The sequence below is a fragment of the Sorangium sp. So ce693 genome, from assembly GCF_051521375.1.
In the GTDB taxonomy this organism is placed as follows: Bacteria; Myxococcota_A; Polyangia; order Polyangiales; family Polyangiaceae; genus Sorangium; species Sorangium atrum.
Window position 1 is genome coordinate 6,722,437 of the sequence record NZ_CP150347.1, and the last position, 15,057, is coordinate 6,737,493.

Annotated in this window: 15 protein-coding genes; 7 read left to right on the forward strand and 8 right to left on the reverse strand. The window is 70.7% G+C overall.

Features of this window, described 5'->3' with window-relative positions:
- Window positions 1-88: 88 nt before the first annotated feature.
- The 8 genes from WMF14_RS24910 to WMF14_RS24945 all read right to left on the reverse strand — a co-directional run bounded on the left by WMF14_RS24910 (window position 89) and on the right by WMF14_RS24945 (window position 5,397).
- On the reverse strand, window positions 89-1,036 hold the full coding sequence (locus WMF14_RS24910; protein WP_272093357.1) for a lysophospholipid acyltransferase family protein: 948 nt from the start codon (window positions 1,034-1,036) through the stop codon (window positions 89-91).
- A gap of 72 nt (window positions 1,037-1,108) precedes the next feature.
- A complete protein-coding gene (gene queG, locus WMF14_RS24915) occupies window positions 1,109-2,290 on the reverse strand; it encodes a tRNA epoxyqueuosine(34) reductase QueG (RefSeq protein ID WP_437790057.1) in 1,182 nt (393 codons plus the stop codon).
- 71 nt (window positions 2,291-2,361) lie between these two features.
- Window positions 2,362-2,937 (reverse strand): RNA methyltransferase, encoded by a 576-nt coding sequence (locus tag WMF14_RS24920; RefSeq protein ID WP_437790059.1) that lies wholly within the window; start codon window positions 2,935-2,937, stop codon window positions 2,362-2,364.
- The gene (gene trmD / locus WMF14_RS24925) at window positions 2,934-3,728 is read right to left on the reverse strand and encodes a tRNA (guanosine(37)-N1)-methyltransferase TrmD (RefSeq protein WP_437790060.1); all 795 of its coding nucleotides are present in this window, start codon (window positions 3,726-3,728) and stop codon (window positions 2,934-2,936) included. Before trmD ends, WMF14_RS24920 begins: the two co-directional genes overlap by 4 nt.
- 40 nt (window positions 3,729-3,768) lie before the next feature.
- Window positions 3,769-4,281 carry a ribosome maturation factor RimM gene (gene rimM, locus WMF14_RS24930; RefSeq protein WP_272093361.1) on the reverse strand — a complete coding sequence of 171 codons (513 nt, stop codon included), beginning with the start codon at window positions 4,279-4,281 and terminating at the stop codon, window positions 3,769-3,771.
- A 12-nt stretch (window positions 4,282-4,293) separates the two neighbouring features.
- Window positions 4,294-4,545: a KH domain-containing protein gene (locus WMF14_RS24935; RefSeq protein ID WP_012237070.1), complete on the reverse strand. Its 252-nt coding sequence runs from the start codon at window positions 4,543-4,545 to the stop codon at window positions 4,294-4,296.
- A gap of 1 nt (window position 4,546) precedes the next feature.
- Window positions 4,547-4,813, reverse strand: coding sequence for a 30S ribosomal protein S16 (gene rpsP, locus WMF14_RS24940; RefSeq protein WP_012237071.1), 267 nt, complete (start codon window positions 4,811-4,813; stop codon window positions 4,547-4,549).
- A 401-nt stretch (window positions 4,814-5,214) separates the two neighbouring features.
- Complete coding sequence (locus WMF14_RS24945; protein WP_157906850.1) at window positions 5,215-5,397, reverse strand: hypothetical protein; 183 nt, start codon at window positions 5,395-5,397, stop codon at window positions 5,215-5,217.
- A 276-nt stretch (window positions 5,398-5,673) separates the two neighbouring features.
- Between WMF14_RS24945 and WMF14_RS24950 the strand changes: the two genes are divergently transcribed.
- The 7 genes from WMF14_RS24950 to dnaG all read left to right on the forward strand — a co-directional run bounded on the left by WMF14_RS24950 (window position 5,674) and on the right by dnaG (window position 14,982).
- Entirely contained in the window at window positions 5,674-7,110 is a 1,437-nt protein-coding gene (locus tag WMF14_RS24950; RefSeq protein WP_272093362.1) for a DUF4350 domain-containing protein, read from the forward strand.
- Window positions 7,107-8,084 (forward strand): AAA family ATPase, encoded by a 978-nt coding sequence (locus WMF14_RS24955; protein WP_437322495.1) that lies wholly within the window; start codon window positions 7,107-7,109, stop codon window positions 8,082-8,084. Before WMF14_RS24950 ends, WMF14_RS24955 begins: the two co-directional genes overlap by 4 nt.
- Window positions 8,085-8,090: 6 nt before the next feature.
- Window positions 8,091-9,761 (forward strand): DUF58 domain-containing protein, encoded by a 1,671-nt coding sequence (locus tag WMF14_RS24960; RefSeq protein ID WP_272093364.1) that lies wholly within the window; start codon window positions 8,091-8,093, stop codon window positions 9,759-9,761.
- Window positions 9,762-9,770: 9 nt separating this feature from the next.
- Window positions 9,771-10,601: a 16S rRNA (adenine(1518)-N(6)/adenine(1519)-N(6))-dimethyltransferase RsmA gene (rsmA, locus tag WMF14_RS24965; RefSeq protein WP_272093365.1), complete on the forward strand. Its 831-nt coding sequence runs from the start codon at window positions 9,771-9,773 to the stop codon at window positions 10,599-10,601.
- A 242-nt stretch (window positions 10,602-10,843) separates the two neighbouring features.
- The gene (gene atpD / locus WMF14_RS24970; protein WP_272093366.1) at window positions 10,844-12,268 is read left to right on the forward strand and encodes a F0F1 ATP synthase subunit beta; all 1,425 of its coding nucleotides are present in this window, start codon (window positions 10,844-10,846) and stop codon (window positions 12,266-12,268) included.
- Between the two features lie 7 nt (window positions 12,269-12,275).
- Entirely contained in the window at window positions 12,276-12,833 is a 558-nt protein-coding gene (gene atpC / locus WMF14_RS24975) for an ATP synthase F1 subunit epsilon (RefSeq protein ID WP_272093367.1), read from the forward strand.
- 199 nt (window positions 12,834-13,032) lie between these two features.
- Entirely contained in the window at window positions 13,033-14,982 is a 1,950-nt protein-coding gene (gene dnaG, locus WMF14_RS24980) for a DNA primase (protein WP_272093368.1), read from the forward strand.
- Window positions 14,983-15,057: the final 75 nt, after the last annotated feature.

The following is a 15,057-nucleotide window of genomic DNA, read 5'->3' on the forward strand; positions in this document are numbered from 1 at the left end:
AGCGCGGACTCTTAACCCAGCTTGCGCTCCGATGCAGCGCGTGCCCGACGGCGGCGCGATTTCTCATTTGGGGAGCAAAATCCTTGATTTATTCGAAGTGGAACCACTGCGTCGGGTTGTCCCGGAGGAAACGCTCCATCTCCGCCGTGATCTGCCGCGCTGCCACGTCGAGCTCGGACGATCCTGGCTTGCGGGGGAGCGAGATGGGCGGCGCGATGCAGATCTCGTACTCCATGAAGCCGGTCCTCCGCGTGAACACGGGGACGATCGGCGCGCCGCTGGCTGCCGCGAGCTGAAGCGGGCCCTCCGGGACGCGCCAGGGCCGCCCGAAGAGCTCGACGTCGCGCCCGCGCATCCCGGACGGAAGCCGATCGATCTGGATGGCCACGACGCCCTGCCGCCTGAGGTGCGCGAGCAGCGGGAGCACCGCGAGCGGATCGTCGGCGACGTGCTGCATCCGTACGCCGACCCGATCTCGCGTGCCGTCCTGGATGGCCTGCGCTCGCTGGTCGCGCTCGCGCTGCATCACGATGAGCACGTCGGCGGCGTGCACCGATCGCAGCAGCGGCGCGGCGGCCTGCCAGCCGCCGGTGTGCGCCGTGACGACGATCACGCCGAGGCCCCGCCGGAACGCGTTCGTGAAGTGCTCGTCGTTCACGCACAGGCCGGTGAGCCGATCGGGCCGGCTGCTGCCCGCGATGAACGCGTCCGTGAGACAGCTGGCGAAGTTGATGAACACCCGGGCGACGTCGCGGTACTCGTCGAGCGTCCCCCGCTCGCCCAGCGCCAGCCGCAGGTTCCTGCGGACGGCCCGCCGCTGCTCGGGCAACACCGCCCCGACGACGAGCCCGAACAAAGCAGGGCTGTGCCGGACGAGGAGGTCCGGGCCGTAGGTCACCCCGGCGTCGACTGCCCGCCGCCAGAGGACGGAATCGTGCCGGCGTAGATCGTCGAGGAGCGCTCGGAGCCTGGAGGGGAGATCCACGTTGGTGCTCGTGCGCGCGGCGCCTTGCCGGCGGACACCGTAGCGGATCATCGCGCGCCCGCGAAGAGCGCCCGAGCAGCGCCGCGCTTCCGCGCCGCGCTCGATCGCGGCGGGCGGCGCGCCTCAACCTGCACCGGGATCCTCGATCGGCCCATCAGGCCTCGGCATGCCCGGGCTCGCCGGCTCGCCGCCTCCTGCGTGGCTCATCCCCCACGCGGCGACGGCGCGCACCGAGGCGTCGTCATGGGCGAGCGCCGCGACGAGCGCGCGCTTCGCGCTCGCTGCGGCCGCGCCCTCCGCGCCGCTCGCCAGCCGGTTCGCAGCGACGATCGTCGCGTTTCGGGCGAGCCCGCCGCGTCGCGCGCGCCGGACCGGCGTCCCGACGGTCAGCGCGTCGAACGCTTGCTCGTCGAGCGACACGAGGTCGTCGACGTCCCGCGCTTCCCATCGGGCCAGAGGATGGAACGGCGCGGTGCGCTCGAGCGGCGGGGGCGCGGTCCTGTTGAAGGGGCAGACCTCCTGGCAGACGTCGCAGCCGAAGAGGTGCTCACCCATGCCGGACCGCAGCGCCTCGGCCGGCGCGCTCCTCTGTTCGATCGTCAGGTACGCGACGCAGCGCCGCGGATCGAGCACGAAGGGCGCGTCGAACGCCTGTGTCGGGCACGCGTCGAGGCAGCGCGTGCACGAGCCGCAGCGCTCCGCGATGGGCACGTCGGGGACGAGCTCCAGCGTGGTGACCACCTCGCCGAGCAGCTGGTAGCTCCCCTGCCCCGGCGTGATGATCAGCCCGTTCTTGCCGACGAAGCCGATGCCGGAGCGCGCCGCCCAGACGCGCTCCATCACCGGCTCGACGTCGCAGAGCGGCCGCGCGAGCACGGATGGCGCGAGCGATCGGATGAACGCTGCGAGCCGCCGGAGCCGCCGCTTCAGGTGGTTGTGGTAGTCCTGCCCGCGCGCGTACCGCGCGACGCTCTGCGCGAGCGGCGGGTCGCGCCGCTCGCTCTCCTTGGGCCGGGCATACCTGCGGCCGACGCACACGACCGAGCGCGCTCCTTCGAGGATCGCGCCGGTGTCCAGCCGGCGCCGCTGCTCCGCGTAGTCCGCGAGGTAACCCATCTCCCCGTGCATGCCGCGCGCGACGAACTCCAGATACCGTGCGTGCTCGACCCCGAGCGGCTCGTCGGCGCGCGCGACGCCCACGACATCGAAGCCGAGCGCGAGCGCCTGCTCGCGCACCAGCCGGTCGGGCGTCGTTCGCGCCGCGCTCGCCTCCCCGGCGGCACGATGGGCATCGCACTCGCTCATCGCAGGAGGATGGACCGGAAGGGCGCGCGGCGGTGCTGGATCCACGCTCGACGACCGCGCGCCACGCGGGATCACCCGGTGTTCCGGTCGCCGAGCAGCCGATCGAGCGTGATCGCGCACGCGGCGCGCACGCTCAGGTGGTTGTAGCCGGTGCTCGCCTCCGCCCTGATCGGCTCGATGCGGACGTCGGCATCGGCGATGACCTCGGGCGCGAGGCCCCAGCCTGTGCCGAACAGGATCACCACCGGATCGCTCGCCTGCGCGAGGCGCGCCCGGGTCGCTGCGTAGCTCGTCACCGGGAGCCCTCGCGAGGCCGCCGCGGTCGTCCAGACCTCGACGCCGCCCCGGCCTGCGCTGCTCAGCGCCGAGTACACGTCGTCCAGGCTGGAGACCACGCTCAGCACATCGAGCGCGACAGCGCGATCCGGGATCCGGCGCTTGCCGGAGCCGATCACCCAGTGTTCCCTGATCCGCTCTGCCAGCGCGCGCTGAGCGGCGACCGGATGAACGACGAAGAGCCGCTCGGCCCCGTACGTGCGCGCGCTCCGCGCCATGTCGTGCAGGTCGAGGTTCGTGATCGCCGTGGTCACCGTCTCCCCGGACCGGTCGAGCACGGGGTAGTGAACGAGCGCCAGCGCGAGCCTCATCGCCGGACCTCGCCGCTCTCATCCGGGGGCGGCTCTCCCCCCCGCGCCTTGCGCCAGAGGTCGGGCCTGCGCTCGGCGGTGCGCAGCTCGGCCTCCGCTCGTCGCCAGCGCGCGATGGCCGCGTGGTTTCCTTGCTGCAGCACGTCGGGCACCTTGTGCCCACGGAACTCCACGGGACGGGTGTACTGCGGGTACTCTAGGAGCCCTGAAAGCGCCGGGCTGTGCGACTCGTGCTCCGCCGACACAGCGTTTCCGAGCACCCCTGGGAGCAAGCGCACGCACGCATCGATCACCGCCATCGCCGCAACCTCGCCGCCGGTCATCACGAAGTCGCCGAGCGAGATCTCCTCGTCTACGAACGCGCGGACCCGCTCGTCGAACCCCTCGTAGCGACCGCAAACGAGCGCGACGGCAGGGCGCGCCGCGAGCTCGATGGCCTTCTCCTGACGGAAAGGCTGCCCCTGCGGCGTGAGCAGCACCCGGTGCGCGCGCGGCAGAGGCACCGAGGCCCCTCCCGCCTCGGCCCCGGGAGGCGGGTTCGGCGCGTCGCCTTCGGCGGCGGCCTCGTCGAGCGCCTCCATGCAGCGGACGATGCAGTCGACGCGCATCACCATGCCGGAGCCGCCGCCGTAAGGCGTGTCATCCACGCTCCGGTGCCGGCCGATGCCAAACTCACGCGGGCTGCGCGTCCGCACGGCAAGCGCGCCCGACGCGAGCGCGCGCCCGACCATGCCGATCGCCAGGAACCCCTCGAACAGCTCCGGAAACAGGGTGACTACGTCGATGCGCATCAAACTTGCCGAGGCGGGCTCCCTTGCGTGGAGCGGCGGCTCAGACGAGGCCTTCCAGCGTCGCCAGCTGGACGACCTGCCGCTCCGCGTCCACGCTGCTGACGAAGCTCTCGGTCAGCGGGATCTCGATGGAATCTGCGCCCTGCCTCTCCACGACGAGCACGTCGCAGGTCGGGTACGACTGGAGCGATTTCACGTGCCCGAGCAGGCCGCCATCGGGCGTCATCACGCGCGCCCCCTCGACGTCGCAGGCGTAGAACTCGCCCTCGGAGAGCGGCGCGAACGCATCCCGCGGCACGCACACCGTCGCTCCGCGCAGCGCCTCGGCCGCGTCCCGATCGTCGATCCCGGCGATCCGCACGAGCAGCGCCTTGTCGACGGGCCGCGTCGCGACGATCTTCGCGTCGCGCGCAGAGCCGTCGGGAAGGCGCAGCCTGATCGGAGGGCGCGTGAGGAGCAGGTCGGACGCCTCGTTGTAGAGGCGCAGCCGCAGCTCCCCCTGGACGCCGTGCGGACGGGCGACATCCGCGACCGGAACGTAGCGTCGCTCCACGTCGGGCTCGCCTCAGTCGAGGATGTCGAGGTGCGCGCGGCGCCCCGACTTGCTCGCGGCGGCGCTCAGCAACGTCCTGATCGACTGCGCAGTGCGCCCGTCCTTGCCGATCACCTTGCCGATATCCTCGCGCGCGACCGTCAGCTCGATCCGGGGGAAGCGATCTCCCGCGACCTCGCGCACGACGACCCGGTCCGGCTGATCGACGAGCGCGCGGGCAACGAGCGCGACGAGATCGACCAGCGGAGACGTCGACGAGGCCATGCTACTTCGCGGCGTCCGCGGGGGCGGCCGCCTGGGCCAGCCCAGGGTGCTTCAGGAGCAGCGCCACCGTGTGCGTCGGCTGGGCGCCGTTCGAGATCCAGTGCCTCACGCGGGGAACATCGAGGCGGATCTCGGTCCGGCGCGGGTCGTACGTGCCCAGCCGCTCGATGAACCTGCCGCCGCGCGGGCTGCGCTGGTCGGCGACGACGATGCGGTAGAAGGGCGTCTTCTTGGTGCCCGCGCGGGCGAGGCGAATATGAACGGCCATCTGTAGAACCTCGATCGATATGGAAGAGCCCGTGCGCACGTTGTGCACGGCCTGCTCTGGAGGCGCCCGAGCGTAGCTCGTTCAGTGCTCGGCGCCAGAAGTGGGGGCGCAACCTAGGCGAAGATCCTGGTGGGGGTCAACCCCGCACGCGCACGGCACGTCCGCGGAGGACAACTTTGGGGCCACCGCAGCCAGCGCAAGGACGCTCTTGCCGGTCGCCGACCGTCCTCGCCGGACGAGCCCGGTGCGAGCGCCGAGCCGACATCCGCGTGCATGCACGGCCGTCAACTTCGTGGAATTCGCGAAAAACGATGAGTGTCGGGGAAGTACGTCGTCCAGAACGCGTTTGCTGGAGCGGCGTCTCCGGGAGGTTCACGCGGGAGCGCGTGCTACCCGTGGCGTCAGCCCAGATCGAGGATGATGACGCCCCGGTTGGGATCGTCCTCTTCCGAGTCCGGAAGACGACGAGGTGCAGGGTAGCGTTCGATCGGCAGCTCGAGGCGCGGTCGAATTTCTTCTCTTCTGGACCGATCCTTCTCTTCTTCGCGCTGCCGTATTTGCTCGATGATGAACGGAGGAAGCATCGACTAACCCCTCCACCTCGTAGAGTGCTCGGCTGAATTGGTGGAACGAGGTCTGCGAGAAAGCACCCCGCTCTTAGAAGCGAATCTAGCAATGTGGGATGGCGGGTCAAGGTTATCGGTCGGGCCGACAGTGGTATGTTCGCGGCGCTCATGACGCGGCACGGCGCGTGGTTTGCGCACGCATGTTCCTCAGGCTCAGGGTCGGGTTCTGCTTCTGGTCCTGGAGCCGGTTCCGGCTCCGCTCCCGAACTTGTTCGGAAAGATCGGCGTCGGCCGGTGCGCTCGCAGGTCACATCCTGCTCCTTCCTGGCGGCGCTGGTCGCACTGATGGCGCTGCTCGCGCCCGCCCGAGCAGCAGGCGCCGCCTTCGACGTGAACGACCCGAGCTGGGAGGGTTGCTCGGAGCTTCTCGAGATCGCGCGCGCGGAGCTGGGGGCCGCGAGGGTCCACCCCGTCGCTGTGCTCGACTGGAGCCAGGTCGGCCCCGAGGACGGCATCCTGGTCCTCCACCCGCTGCAAACGCTCGACGCTGACGAGACGACCTCTTTCATGAAGGCCGGGGGACGGCTCGCCATCATCGACGATTTCGGACGCGGCGACGACACGCTCAGGCGGTTCCAGATCGAGCGCATCCCCACGCCGGCCCGGCCGCTCGCCGCGCTCCGGAACCGACCCTCCCTCGCGATCGCGGAGCCGGTCGCCGACACCGTCGGGGGCCACTCCGTCGGCCGGCACCCCGTCGTCAGCCACGTGGAGCGGCTCGTCACGAACCACGCGACCGGCCTCCGGCATCCGAACCTCTCGCCCGTGCTGCGGATCCGCGCCGTCAGCGAGCCGGACGTGATCCTCGCCGTCGCCGGGCAGGTCGGCAAGGGACGGCTCTTCGCGATGGGCGACCCGTCCGCGCTGATGAACATGATGCTCAGGTACCCCGGCAACCGCGCCTTCGCCTCGGGCCTGACCCGCTACCTCGTCGACGAGGATGGGGCGGAGCCGCGCCGAGGGCGGCTCCACATCGTCGCGAACCGGTTCGATGAAGAGAGCTCGTTCGGCGGCGAGACGTCGCTCCGCAAGGACTTCGACGCGCACGTCAAGGCGCTCGCGAGCGCCGTCGAGGACGCCCGCCGCGACGGGCTTCCAGGCGGCGCCCTCCTCGCGCTCGCGGCGCTCGCCGGCCTCGGCCTCGCGATCTGGACCGCGCGCGCCTCCGCACGGCCCTACCGGAGCCCGCTCCCCCGGTACGCCCGCCCGACGCCGCTCGTCGCGCAGGGAGGCGCAGCCGGGCGCGTCGCCGTCCTCGCCGCCCCCTCTTCCCCGCGAGGGCTCGCGTTCCTCGAGCTGAAGAGCGCCCTGTTCGAGGCGCTGTCGTTGCGGTTCGGCCTGGAGGCGAATCCGGCGCAGGAGACGGTCACGCGGCTGGTCGCGCGAGAGGGATCTCTTGACGAGCGAGCCCTCTCGGCCTTCAAGGATGTTCTGGGCACCATGTACCGAGTCGAAGCGTCCGTCGTCGCCGGCAAACCGGCGAACGTGTCCAGGCCCACGCTCATGCACGCCGCCGACGTCGTGCGGAACGTCCTCGCCGCTTGCGGCGCCGACGGCCGGAAACCGTCGCGCGGACGTCACGCCGGCGCGCCCCCTGATCCTGCGACGGCGCCCCCGTCGCCGACAGACGCGAAGCTCGCAACACCCCACTCAGACAAAGGCGCTCGATGAACCAGGTGCAGGCCGTCGCCGTCGACGAAATCTCCGCGGCCAAGGAGCGGATCGAGGCGGTCCGGCGAGAGATCACGCGCGTTTACATCGGATCGTCGCGCGCGATCGATCTGATGCTCACCGCCCTGCTCGCGCAGGGGCACGTGCTGCTGGAGGGCGTCCCCGGCGTCGCGAAGACCACGCTGGTCAAGGCGTTCGCAGCCGCGCTGGGCGCGTCGGTCCGGCGGATCCAGTTCACGCCCGACCTCCTGCCCGCCGACATCACGGGGACCTATGTCCTGTCGCCCAAGGAAGGGACCTTCACGCTGCGCCCCGGTCCGATCTTCGCGAACCTCGTGCTCGCCGACGAGATCAACCGCGCCCCGGCGAAGACCCAGTCGGCCCTCCTCGAGGCGATGCAGGAGCGACAGGTGACGATCGAAGGCGATCGCTTCGAGTTGCCGTCGCCCTTCATGGTGCTCGCGACACAGAACCCGATCGATCTGGAGGGGACCTATCCGCTGCCCGAGGCGCAGATCGACAGGTTCCTCATCCGCGTGAGCCTCGGCTACCCGCAGCACAAGGACGAGGTGGCGATGCTCCGCGCGCACAACGTCGAGGCGCCGCGGGCGCGGGCGACGCTCTCCGTCCAGGACCTCCTCATGCTGCAGGGTGTCGCGCGAAGGATCCACGTCGAGGAGGATCTGTACGAGTACGCGGTGAACCTCACCGCGTTCACGCGCACGCACCCTCGCGTGCTGCTCGGCGCATCGCCGCGGGCCACGCTCGCGCTGGTCCAGGCGGCCAAGGCGGCGGCGGTGATCGGCGGGCGCCCGTTCGTCACGCCGGACGACGTGCGCGGCATGGCGCAAGCGACGCTGGCCCATCGCCTCGTGCTGGTACCCGAGGCCGACGTGGACCCCAAGGCGCGCGACACGGTCATCGACGAGGCGGTTCAGCGCGTGGGGTACAGGCGCGCGGCGCGGCCGGCGTAGATCCGCATGCAGCTCTACCCCACCCGCACCGCCGCCCACTTGGCCATCGCCGGCGTCGCGGTCATGGGCGCCGGGCTCATCGCGCGCGAGCCGGCGATCGTCGGCTGGGGCGGGGCGATCCTTGTCGCGATCGCGCTCGCCCGCGGCGTGACGCTGGTGTCGGTGGCGCGCATCCGCGCGGCCGGGTTCGAGATGCTCTGGGGCGGCTCGCGGCGAATCCTCCGTTCTGCGCGGGGAGGCACCGTGGAGATCGAGGCCGAGGTTCGGAACCGCGACACCCTCGCGGCTCGCTACGTCAAGCTGCGCACCATCGCGTCGTCGCAGCTCGACGTGCGCATCGAGCCGAACCGCGGCGAAGTCTCCGCCTCGGGTCGGCTCAAGGTGAAGGTCATCGTGCGAACGCCGCGCGTCGGGCAGCACGGGCTCCACGGGCTCGCGCTCGAGGTGCACGGCGCCCCGGGCCTCTTCGAGGTACCCCTGACCTTCGCGAACCCGTACGGCATCGAGGTGCTCCCGCGGCCCTTCATGCCCTACCTGACGCAGCCGCGCGGAGGACGCAGTCACCTCCTCGCTGCCTCAGGCAAGCCCGGGCGCGTACGCGGCGAAGGAGACGACCTGCGCGAGCTGCGAGAGCACCAGCCGGGGGACCCGTTCCGGAAGATCGCGTGGAAGGCGAGCGCGCGCCGGGGCACACTGCTCGTGCGGGAGTTCGAGCGCGAGGAGCGGGATGTGGTCTGGATCCTCGTCGACGCGGCCGTGGAGCTCTGGGCGGGCCCGCTCGGCCGGGCTCCGCTCGATGTCATGATCGACGAGGCCGCGGCCATCGCGACGAGGCACCTCGGACGCGGTGATCGCGTCGGGCTCATCATCCTGGCGCCAGGCCCGCGCGTGACGATCGCGCCCGACCACGGCCCAGGGCATGGCCAGAAGATCGCGCAAGCGCTCACCGTCGGGTGCGGCACGTACGACGCGGAGCGGAGCGAGCTCGACGAGCCGGACGTCGCGGCGCGCGTCATCGAGCACCTCAGGCCGCTCGACGCGCGCGGCCTCGACGATCTGCGCCGCGGCGACATCGATCGGCTGGCGGCCCGCGCGGAGTCGATGCGGGCGCGTGCGCCTTTCTCGGCTCCGGCGCCGCTCGGGCGCTCGCAGCGCGAACGGACCCTGCGCCGCTACCTCGCGAGCTACGGCATCGAGTCGCCCGCGCGCGCCGAGCCGGATCGGCGCGATCCCGCCGTGGCGGTCGCCGAGTCGCTCACGCACATCGCGCGCGTCAAGCCGCGCGCGAGCATGGTCTACGTCCTCGCGTCGCCTCCCGCCGACGCACAGCTGAGCCAGCTCTCGGAGGCCGTGCGTCGGCTCTCGCGGAAGGCGGTCCACGTGGTGTGGACGCTCCCGGATCTCGAGCCAGGGCTCGGCCCTCCCTGGGAGGCGCCGCGACCGCAGGAGAGCGACGGCGACGAGGGGCAGAGCGGCCCCACGCCCGCCAACAAGGCCTTCCAGGAGCTCGCGCCGATCGCGGCCGAGGCGGTGCTCATCCGCGCGCGGGTGGCTCAGACGCGCCGCGAAGCCGTTCTCCGCAGGGTCGGCGTGCGCGTGGTGCGGCTGCGCGCGGCGGCCGCGCCGAGCAGAGCCGCAGAAGCAGCCCACGACGGGGCGCACCCGCCGCAGATCTGAGGACGAGAGATGGCCATCGCAGAGCTCTTGCGCACACGCGGTCTCTCCCCGAAGAAGGGGTTCGGGCAGAACTTCCTCGTCGACGTCGATGCGGCACGCCGGATCGCCGAGGCGGCCACGACGACGGAGGGCGGCGCGGTGATCGAGATCGGAGCAGGGCTCGGCGCGCTCACGCGGCCGCTCCTCGATCGCGCCGCGCACGTCGTCGCCATCGAGCGCGATCGCGACCTCGTCCCGATCTTGCGCGAGCAGCTCGCTGGGCCGATCGAGGAAGGCCGCTTGACGCTGCTCGAGGCCGACGCAGCGCAGGTGGACTGGGTCGGCGCGCTCTCCGGCCGCGCGCGGCCGCACGCGGTGGCGGGCAACCTCCCGTACCACATCACGGGCCGGCTCCTCGAGCAGGCGACCACCGTCGCGCACCAGATCGATCGCGCGGTGTTCATGGTGCAGCTCGAGGTCGCGGAGCGCCTCGTCGCCGCCCCGGGCAGCGCCGACTACGGCGCGCTCTCGGTCTTCGTGCAGGCCGCGTTCGACGTGCGCCGCCTCCTGATCGCGCGCGCCGGCGCGTTCTACCCGAGGCCCGAGGTCGACTCGGCGGTCGTCGTGCTGACGCCGTGGCGCCCGCGGCGCGCCGAGGAGACGGACGCCTTCCGCGCGGCCGTGCGCGCCGCGTTCTCGGCGCGCCGCAAGACGCTCCGGAACGCCTGGAAGAACCTTTATGGCTGGTCCGCCCAGGAGCTCGAGCGGCACGCGAAGGACGCCGGCATCTCGCTCGACGCGCGCGGCGAGACGCTCAGCGTGGAGGCGTTTGCGCGGATCGCCGCTTCCACAGGACGCTGAGCGCCCACCGCGCGCCTGCTCTCCCTCGCTGGAGCCGGAGAACCACCGCGAATGGACGTCGCCCCCGGACGTCCCGTGCGGAGCCCAGCCTCCGGAAAACACGCCCGATACCGCGCGTCCGCAGCGAAGCGGCTGTCAAAAATCCCGCAGAATTTCTGGCAGACGGCACTAGTCGGACGCGCAGGTCCGTGCTAGTGGGCCCCGCGACTCGTCAAAGCACGTACGAGGAGGACTCCCGCTCCATGGTTGTTGGAAAGATCACCCAGGTCATCGGACCGGTCGTCGATGTCGATTTCCCGGCTGGCCAGCTGCCCAAGATTCTGAACGCGCTCAAGCTGAGCAACCCGAGCATCTCGGCTGAGCCGGACAACCTCGTGCTCGAGGTCGCCCAGCACCTCGGCGAGTCGTCGGTGCGCACGATCGCGATGGACTCCACCGACGGCCTCGTGCGCGGGATGGAAGTCCGCGACACGGGCAAGCCCATCATGGTGCCGGTCGGCAACGAGTGCCTCGGCCGGATCCTGAACGTCGTCGGTGTGCCGATCGACGAAGCCGGGCCTGTTCATGCGAAGAAGCTGGCGCCGATCCACCGGGAGCCGCCCCCGTTCATCGAGCAGTCGACCAAGGTCGAGGTCTTCGAGACGGGCATCAAGGTCATCGACCTGATCGCCCCCTACCGCAAGGGCGGCAAGATCGGCCTCTTCGGAGGCGCTGGCGTCGGCAAGACGGTGCTCATCCTGGAGCTCATCAACAACGTCGCGAAGGCGCACGGCGGCGTGTCCGTCTTCGCCGGCGTCGGCGAGCGGACGCGCGAGGGCAACGACCTCTTCCTCGAGATGAGCGAGTCGAAGCTCGCGGACGGGAGCCCCGTCATCTCGAAGGCCGCGCTGATCTACGGCCAGATGAACGAGCCCCCGGGCGCTCGCGCTCGCGTCGCGCTCTCGGCGCTCGCCGTGGCCGAGCACTTCCGCGACGAGGAGGGGCAGGACGTCCTCCTGTTCGTGGACAACATCTTCCGGTTCACCCAGGCGGGCTCCGAGGTCAGCGCGCTCCTCGGGCGCATCCCGAGCGCCGTCGGTTACCAGCCGACCCTCTCGACGGAGATGGGCGCCTTCCAGGAGCGCATCACCTCGACGACCAAGGGCTCCGTCACCAGCGTCCAGGCGATCTACGTCCCTGCCGACGACCTGACCGACCCTGCGCCGGCCACGGCCTTCGCCCACCTCGACGCCACCACCGTTCTCTCGCGCGCGATCTCGGAGCTCGGCATCTACCCGGCCGTCGATCCGCTCGACTCGAACTCGACGATGCTCGATCCCCAGATCGTCGGCGAGAAGCACTACTCCGTCGCGCGACGCGTCCAGCAGACGCTGCAGCGCTACAAGGACCTCCAGGACATCATCGCCATCCTCGGCATGGACGAGCTCAGCGAGGACGACAAGCTCGTCGTGGCGCGCGCCCGCAAGATCCAGAAGTTCCTGTCGCAGCCGTTCTTCGTCGCCGCCCAGTTCACCGGCCTCGAGGGCAAGCTCGTGCCGCTGAAGGACACGATCGCGGGCTTCGAGGAGATCCTCGACGGCAAGCTCGACCATGTCGCGGAGCAGGACTTCTACCTGGTGGGCGGCATCGAGGACGTGAAGGCTCGCGCTTCGCAGAGGGCGTCCTGACGCAGCCATGGCCGACACAATCCTCCTCGAGATCGTGACGCCGACCGGCGTCGCGCTGCGCGAGCAGGTCACGGACGTGACCGCGCCGAGCGTCGCCGGCGAGTTCGGTGTGCTCCCGGGTCACCTCCCGCTGCTCGCCGCCCTCCGGACCGGCCTCGTGACCTACCACCAGAACGGCCAGGAGCACCGCCTGGCCGTCCATCACGGCTTCGTCGAGGTCGCCGACGACACCGCGCTGCTCCTCACCGAGCGCTTCGCGGTGAAGGATGACGTCGACGTCGTGAGGGTACGCCTCCGGCTCAAGGAGGTCGACACCGAGCTCGACCACTGGCAAGGCGACCTGACTGATCCGCGCCGCCGGGCGCTCATCGAAGAGGAGCAGTGGCTCGCCACCGAGCTCGAGCTCATCGGCGATCCGCCCCCTCCGATGGTACGCGAAGACACGCGCTTCCTGGCCGAGCACGCCGAGGCGCCGCCTGTTGACGAGATGGTCGAGGCTTCCCAGCCCGACGAGAGCCTCACGGACCACAAGAAGCCCGGCTCTCCGTTCCCCGATCCGAAGTGACGTCTCTGGCGGCTACCGCCTTGCACGTGCGGCCGCCGCACAGGACACTTGTCTCCACACAGGCCGCGAGGGACTGGGGGGTCTCCCGCTTCGCGAGCTGCCCGTACCGCCGAGGCGCTGGCGCGGACGCCGCCACGCCGTCTGAGTCCACCCGTGATGATCTGCGGGCCCCGCACCCACGGAGCCCCCAAGGCAGCCCATGATCTCTCCGGAGACGATCGCGCTCGTGAAAGAGCGCACGGATCTCGTAGCGCTCATCGGCGAAAGCGTGCGCCTCGCCCGCCGAGGGCACTCCTTCACCGGGCTCTGCCCCTTTCACAAGGAGAAGACGCCCAGCTTCCACGTGAGCCCGAACCGCGGGTTCTATCATTGCTTCGGCTGCAAGGAGACCGGCAGCGCCATCGACTTCGTGATGAAGCTCGAAGGCCGGACGTTCGCCGAGGCGGTCCGCGCGCTCGCCGAGCGCGCCGGCATCGAGGTGGCGGAGTCGCTGACCGAGGCCGAGCGGCGCGAGGCGCAGGCGGCGCGCAGGTCGAAGGACGACCTTTACGCCGTCAACCACCTCGCCGCGACGTTCTTCGAGCACAGCCTCCGCGGGGGGCCGGGCACCGCTCCTCACCCGCTCGCGCGCTACGCTCACGAGGAGCTCCAGCGGCGCGGCCTGCCCCTCCGCGACGGCGATGGAGCCGTTGATCCGATCGCCGACGCCCTCCAGGCGTTCCGGATCGGCTACGCCCCGTTCGGCTGGGACGGGCTCTCCACGTACCTGCGACAGCAAGGCGTCTCTCCGGTCCTCGCGGAGCGCGTCGGGCTCCTCGTGCCGCGCTCATCGGGGAGCGGACACTACGACCGCTTCCGCCACCGGCTCATGTTCGCCGTCACCGACGTGATGGGCCGGGTGATCGCGTTCAGCGGACGCGCGCTGCCCGATCCCAGCCCTTCCGAGCTCTCGTCGCTCGGCCTCACCGGCCCTGCGCCGCAGGCCGACGGCGCGCCGGCCAAGTACATCAACAGCCCCGAGTCGCCCATCTACACGAAGGGAGAGCACCTCTTCGGGCTGCACCAGGCGCGCCAGTCGATCCGCCAGCGCGGCGAGGCGATCCTCGTGGAGGGCAACTTCGACGTCGTCGCGCTCCACGCGCGCGGCATCGGCCAGGCGATCGCTCCGCTCGGGACCGCCTTCACGCCCGGACAGGCGAAGCTCATCAAGCGCTTCGCGCCCGCGGTCATCCTGCTGTTCGACGGCGACGCGGCCGGCAAGAAGGCCACGCGCGCGGCGCGCGCCCCGTGCCGCGAGGCGGGGCTGAGCGCGCGCGTCGCCGTGCTGCCTTCCGGCGTCGATCCGGACGACCTCGCGCGCAAGCACGGCCCGGAGGCGATCGCGCGCATCGTCAAGGCGGCGCGCGGCCTGCTCGAGCACCTCATCGACGAGGCGCTCGACGGCGACACCTTCGGAGGCTCGTCGCTGCCCGAGCAGCTCGCCCGCGTGCGCGCCGTGACCGCGCTGCTCGCCGACGAAGACGACCCGAACCTCAGGATGATGGCGAAGCTCTACGCCGATCGCCTCTCCTCGAAGCTCGTGATCGGCGGCCGCTCACCGGACGACCTCCGGCAGCTGGAGCGCGTCGTCGAGGAATCCCTCTCCCGCCCACGGAACCAGCCAACCCGCGAGGTGATCCCGTCCGGACAGACAACCGAGACGTGGGAGCGCGCGCGATCACGCGCTCAAATCCAGGAGGTAAGCCTGGAGATCCTGGGCGCGATCCTCGATTTCCCTGAGCTTCTGGCCGACGACGATCTCCAGACAGCGCTGGAGTGCCTCGAAGGCGACGTCGCCCTGGCGATTGTTGCGGCGCGTCAAAATTTCACTTTTGAAATGGGTCTTGCCGCCAGCGAATTTCTTGCGCAAGTCCCGGCTCCGATCCATTCATTCGCGGCTGGACGGCTGGTCTCGCCTGTCTTCGAAGCGGCCTCAACGGCCAAGGCGACGCTCTTGGAGAATTCACAAAAGTTGAGCAGACAAGCCCTGGCGCGCCAAAAAGCAGCCGTCGTGAGCCAGCTCCAGAAGAGCGCGGTCGACGCTGATGCTGAAAACGCTTTGCTGCGTGAGCTATTCCAGCGAAGAGCGGGGGGTCTCGGTCTTCCTTGATGCGTTCCGGGTCGCCTCGCCGTGGCGGCCCGACGTGCGTGATCCCTAGAGTTTATCGGAGTCATTGGGTGTCTT

Excerpts from the sequence above, each read along its gene's own strand:
- WMF14_RS24935 (WP_012237070.1), bottom strand. The coding sequence starts at position 4,545 with ATGGCCTCGTCGACGTCTCCGCTGGTCGATCTCGTCGCGCTCGTTGCC.
- rpsP (WP_012237071.1), bottom strand. The coding sequence starts at position 4,813 with ATGGCCGTTCATATTCGCCTCGCCCGCGCGGGCACCAAGAAGACGCCC.
- trmD (WP_437790060.1), bottom strand. The coding sequence starts at position 3,728 with ATGCGCATCGACGTAGTCACCCTGTTTCCGGAGCTGTTCGAGGGGTTC.
- WMF14_RS24920 (WP_437790059.1), bottom strand. The coding sequence starts at position 2,937 with ATGAGGCTCGCGCTGGCGCTCGTTCACTACCCCGTGCTCGACCGGTCC.
- dnaG (WP_272093368.1), top strand. The coding sequence starts at position 13,033 with ATGATCTCTCCGGAGACGATCGCGCTCGTGAAAGAGCGCACGGATCTC.
- WMF14_RS24955 (WP_437322495.1), top strand. The coding sequence starts at position 7,107 with ATGAACCAGGTGCAGGCCGTCGCCGTCGACGAAATCTCCGCGGCCAAG.
- WMF14_RS24945 (WP_157906850.1), bottom strand. The coding sequence starts at position 5,397 with ATGCTTCCTCCGTTCATCATCGAGCAAATACGGCAGCGCGAAGAAGAG.
- WMF14_RS24910 (WP_272093357.1), bottom strand. The coding sequence starts at position 1,036 with ATGATCCGCTACGGTGTCCGCCGGCAAGGCGCCGCGCGCACGAGCACC.
- atpD (WP_272093366.1), top strand. The coding sequence starts at position 10,844 with ATGGTTGTTGGAAAGATCACCCAGGTCATCGGACCGGTCGTCGATGTC.
- queG (WP_437790057.1), bottom strand. The coding sequence starts at position 2,290 with ATGAGCGAGTGCGATGCCCATCGTGCCGCCGGGGAGGCGAGCGCGGCG.
- WMF14_RS24960 (WP_272093364.1), top strand. The coding sequence starts at position 8,091 with ATGCAGCTCTACCCCACCCGCACCGCCGCCCACTTGGCCATCGCCGGC.
- atpC (WP_272093367.1), top strand. The coding sequence starts at position 12,276 with ATGGCCGACACAATCCTCCTCGAGATCGTGACGCCGACCGGCGTCGCG.
- rsmA (WP_272093365.1), top strand. The coding sequence starts at position 9,771 with ATGGCCATCGCAGAGCTCTTGCGCACACGCGGTCTCTCCCCGAAGAAG.